Here is a 4,043-nt window from a genome sequence, read left to right on the forward strand (position 1 = left end):
TAAGCGATTAGAAAGATTATCCCCTTTCTAATCGCTTATTGCAAAAAATCAACAAACTCAATTGATAAAAATTCTTTTTTTACCGTTTATTATATAAATCTGACCTTTTTGTGGATTTGCCACTTTACTGCCATTTAAATCATAAACTTTATTTTGCGCATTTGGTTTATTTATATTTATATTATGTATTGCTGTAGGAAAATCATCCGTTTCTATAAAGTTGGTAAAGTAGTCCCATCCCCAAGCCTTGCGATATTTTTCGGCAGCTCCCACAGGCACATAGACAGGGATGTCATTAGGCGTACTCGGAGAATCGTATCCTCCAAAAGGAGTGTCGCCAATATTGAGAGTGCTCACCTCACATGCTGGAGGCTCTGAAGCCATACTATAAATACGCTTTACACCTGTCAAATAGGTACAACACTCCTCTCCTAAGAAATTCAATGTTGCAGGAAAGACAAGTTGTCCAAAGGCATAACAACTCTGAAAGGCATCTTTGTCGATACTTTCGAGTCCAAGCGGTAACTCAACATCGTTTAAACACCAGCAGCTTTGAAAAGCTTCCTTGCCAATACTTTTTACTGACGACGGAATGTTTACATGGCTCAAATTTATGCAGCAGTCTGCAAAGTTATTGGGAATACGCTCTATTCCATCAGGCAGATGCATCTCCTTGAGTTCTTTGTTTAGTTTAAATGCGAAAATACCTAAGTCTTTACATGAATTGGGAATATGCACTTCTTCCAGCCTACAACCATAAAATGCACCGTCACCTATCTTTTCCAATCCTTCAGGAAAGTTGATAGATGATATTTTTGCACGCCAGAATGCCGCTTCGCCAATTTCTTTTATTGTGGAAGGCAAAACGACTTTTCCTGTCAAGTTCGTACAATTCGCAAAAACGGCTTCGTCTAACTTCTCAAATCCTTCTGGGAAGACTAAAGGGTCTGTCTTCAGGTTCTCACATTGTTCGAATGCAGAAGGACCTATATACTGCAGTTCGGAAGGAATGTTTACATCTTCAAGATTTACCACATACGAGAATGCCGCATCTTCGATTCTTTTGATTCCGTTTGGCAATATAATTCGCCTAAGGTGTATTAGGGTTATGTATCCATCTTCTATATTCAATTGCTCTGAATGCCAAAAAGCATCTTCGGGGATGATGCCATTTTTAACTTCGGCATTTTCCATATTTATGACCGAAAGCTTTCCGTTAAAGGAAGCATCCCACAGTGTGTGGAAATCTACATCATCGACAGTTCCCCTAACGACTAAGGAGTCAACTTTATAGATGTTGTCCCCTAACAGTTTCGCCAAATCTCCTCCATGCGATGTTATGTCCATGCTATTAAAATCGCTATTACCATCTATAGCCTTAGGAGCTTTTGTTGAATATTTATAGCGGTTTATCTGTAACTGCTTTTGAGTATTTGCCAAAGCGTCTTGTTGCGACACGTTTTGAGTCTGTGCAAATGAAACTGTTGAGAATAAACAGTTCATTATAAGACCCACACAAAATAACAATCCTTTCATACCACAAATGTTTTAAAGAATCTATACCATTGTTAATGAACCCAGTGTAATCCATAAAAGAAATTACGCTTCAAAGTTATAAAAAAAATGAATAGTATCGTGCTTTTTGTCAACAAAAGACATATTTCAACCGTCATTTTAACAAATATTACATTCGTGTCCGCTTTGCCTTTTGTTCATGAACATCCGTGTTATGCTATTCGCTTTTATACAACAAACTTGTTATTCCGCATTTCGCTCATGACCGATCATTTACGGGGATCTTGTCTGATTCTATAATGAGTTTTTTCGCGGAGAAATGCTCACACCACATTATATTGCTCAATTAAAAAAACGAACACGAATAACACAAATTTCACGAATCGTTGCAACTATATAGTTTAGCCACACCACCATAACAATAAAAATCCGCATGGCTTTTTAGAGAAGTCATGCGGATATCCTTTTTAAAACTTATACGCCTCTAAAGCCCTTAAAATCTCAATCCCAAAGAGAAATAGGCGCCATTGATATTCTTCATACCCTTAGCCGAAAAATCTCTGAGAGTGTATCCCACACCTACCGTAGGCACAAGACGGTGCTTCTCGGTGTGTCCAAACCAATGAACGCCAACATTATAGGAGGTGTTCTTGAAGTCGGAGCTTCCAACGGATGTCGTAACAAACGCACGCAACTCGAAATCGCCAAGCTTGTCGTTCTTCTCAGGAAGGAAAACGTAGCCTAAGCCTCCACCCAAATTCGTAGCGCGATTGTAGTCGTGCGTTGCACCGTTCTTCGGCATGAAATACGAAGTGGTTGTTGTGGCATGAAGCGAGAATCTCTTGGCAAACGTATAGTTCAAGTCGACATTAACATCGAGCGGCAACACCTTATTGCTGGGTGTACAAGCGCCCAACGAAGCCTCAACGTGCAGAGGTATCGACTTACTGCTTGCTTCTGATTGCGCATTAGCGCCGATTGTCGCGAACAACACAGCCGCAACTGCTGCCGTGCGAACGATTCTACTGTTTTTCATATAATTCTTTTTTTATAACTCTACTCGTTTAGCTTTTCGACTCCGCTCCTTTATTCACATCCGTGAGCTGTCTGGTCAGCTCAAAATATTGGTTTCATAGACATTTTGATGTCACAAAAGTAGTTTTTTCTATCAGAACAGGGGAAAAAGGATACTGTCTTTGCGCCATTTTTAACATAATTATGCCACTTTTTCATTACATTTTTACAACTCTAAGCATTATTGCAGAGAAAAGAACAGATTATAGTAAGAAACAGATTAGAGCCTTGCGGTTTTCAAAATCATAGAATTTAGGTATTGCGTAAAAGTCGGAAGCAAGCTAATTTTGCAGCGGTGATAAAACCAAATTCTTTAACCATACATTTACAAATAAAAAACAACTAAGATTATGAAAACAACTGTTATCATCTACGGCACAAGCACCGGCACCTGCGAAGACCTGGCTGGCAGAATAGGAGCCAAACTGGGCGTGGACAACGTTATCAACGTGACTGACCTCGACGCGAGCGTTCTCGCCGACAACGAAAACCTTATTCTCGGCACGTCTACATGGGGCGCAGGCGAGATGCAGGACGACTGGTATGACGGCATAAAGACACTCAAGGGCGCCGACCTAAGCGGCAAGACAGTGGCTCTCTTCGGCTGTGGCGACTCGGAGTCGTACCCCGACACATTCGTGGGCGGTATGGCTGAGCTATACAATGCCGTTAAGGCGGCTGGCGCCAACGTCATAGGAGCCGTAGCTACAGACGACTATACGTTCGACGATTCGGAATCGGTGGTAGACGGCAAGTTCGTCGGACTGGCTCTCGACGAAGTGAACGAAGACGACAAGACCGACGAGCGCATCGACGCTTGGGTGGCTGAAATAAAGCCATGCCTCTAAACCACACGCTATAAGTTCTCACTCTTACAATCAATTATTAAAGTTCGCAATCATGCAGCAATCCACAATTTTACCAGTAGACATGAAGGTTCTGATGAACCATATCTACGAATACAAGAAGGGAGTGCGCCGTATGGTGCTCTTCACGTTCAACAAGAAATACGAGGACTTTGCCATACGCCGACTGGAAAGCCAGAACATTAAATACGTCATACAGCCCGTTGGCAACGACCGCCTGAACCTGTATTTCGGCAGAGAGGAGTGCCTTAACGCCATACGCATGATTGTGACACGACCGCTCAACCTGCTAACGCCCGAAGAAGACTTCATGCTCGGCGCTATGCTCGGCTACGATATCTGCTCGCAGTGTGAGAGATACTGTGAGCGTAAGGGCAAGTGCAGCAGAAACGCCATTCAGACGATGGATAGCGCATGCTGCATGCAAAAGAACTGCGGCTAAGGCTGGTGGCTTCGGTCGTAACTTCGAATGTTGATGCCAGAAGACTATGGCTGAAAGATACAGCTTTAAGGCTGGTAGATAGGCTGATAGATATTACCCCAGTTCGGGATAAGAAATAGTTTATAAAAAAAGTTGGTAGTCTCATA

4 protein-coding genes are annotated in these 4,043 nt (G+C 42.2%); 2 read left to right on the plus strand and 2 right to left on the minus strand.

Annotated elements, in window-relative coordinates; genetic code table 11:
* Positions 1-57: 57 nt before the first annotated feature.
* Both KTQ90_RS12820 and KTQ90_RS12825 read right to left on the minus strand, forming a co-directional pair.
* On the minus strand, positions 58-1,536 hold the full coding sequence (locus KTQ90_RS12820; protein WP_217318751.1) for a leucine-rich repeat domain-containing protein: 1,479 nt from the start codon (positions 1,534-1,536) through the stop codon (positions 58-60).
* Positions 1,537-2,008: 472 nt separating this feature from the next.
* Positions 2,009-2,551: a hypothetical protein gene (locus KTQ90_RS12825; RefSeq protein ID WP_217318752.1), complete on the minus strand. Its 543-nt coding sequence runs from the start codon at positions 2,549-2,551 to the stop codon at positions 2,009-2,011.
* A gap of 388 nt (positions 2,552-2,939) precedes the next feature.
* On the opposite strand from KTQ90_RS12825, the gene fldA reads away from it, so the two are divergent.
* Together fldA and KTQ90_RS12835 are read left to right on the plus strand one after the other, a co-directional pair.
* Positions 2,940-3,437, plus strand: a complete 498-nt coding sequence (gene fldA, locus KTQ90_RS12830) for a flavodoxin FldA (protein ID WP_022157165.1) — start codon at positions 2,940-2,942, stop codon at positions 3,435-3,437.
* A gap of 52 nt (positions 3,438-3,489) precedes the next feature.
* Complete coding sequence (locus KTQ90_RS12835) at positions 3,490-3,897, plus strand: DUF2023 family protein (RefSeq protein WP_217318753.1); 408 nt, start codon at positions 3,490-3,492, stop codon at positions 3,895-3,897.
* Positions 3,898-4,043: the final 146 nt, after the last annotated feature.

The sequence above is a fragment of the Leyella stercorea genome (assembly GCF_019052365.1).
Lineage (GTDB): Bacteria > Bacteroidota > Bacteroidia > Bacteroidales > Bacteroidaceae > Prevotella.

Bases quoted from the DNA above. Each gene is read 5' to 3' on its own strand.
- KTQ90_RS12820 (WP_217318751.1), bottom strand. From the start codon at position 1,536: ATGAAAGGATTGTTATTTTGTGTGGGTCTTATAATGAACTGTTTATTC.
- KTQ90_RS12825 (WP_217318752.1), bottom strand. From the start codon at position 2,551: ATGAAAAACAGTAGAATCGTTCGCACGGCAGCAGTTGCGGCTGTGTTG.
- fldA (WP_022157165.1), top strand. From the start codon at position 2,940: ATGAAAACAACTGTTATCATCTACGGCACAAGCACCGGCACCTGCGAA.
- KTQ90_RS12835 (WP_217318753.1), top strand. From the start codon at position 3,490: ATGCAGCAATCCACAATTTTACCAGTAGACATGAAGGTTCTGATGAAC.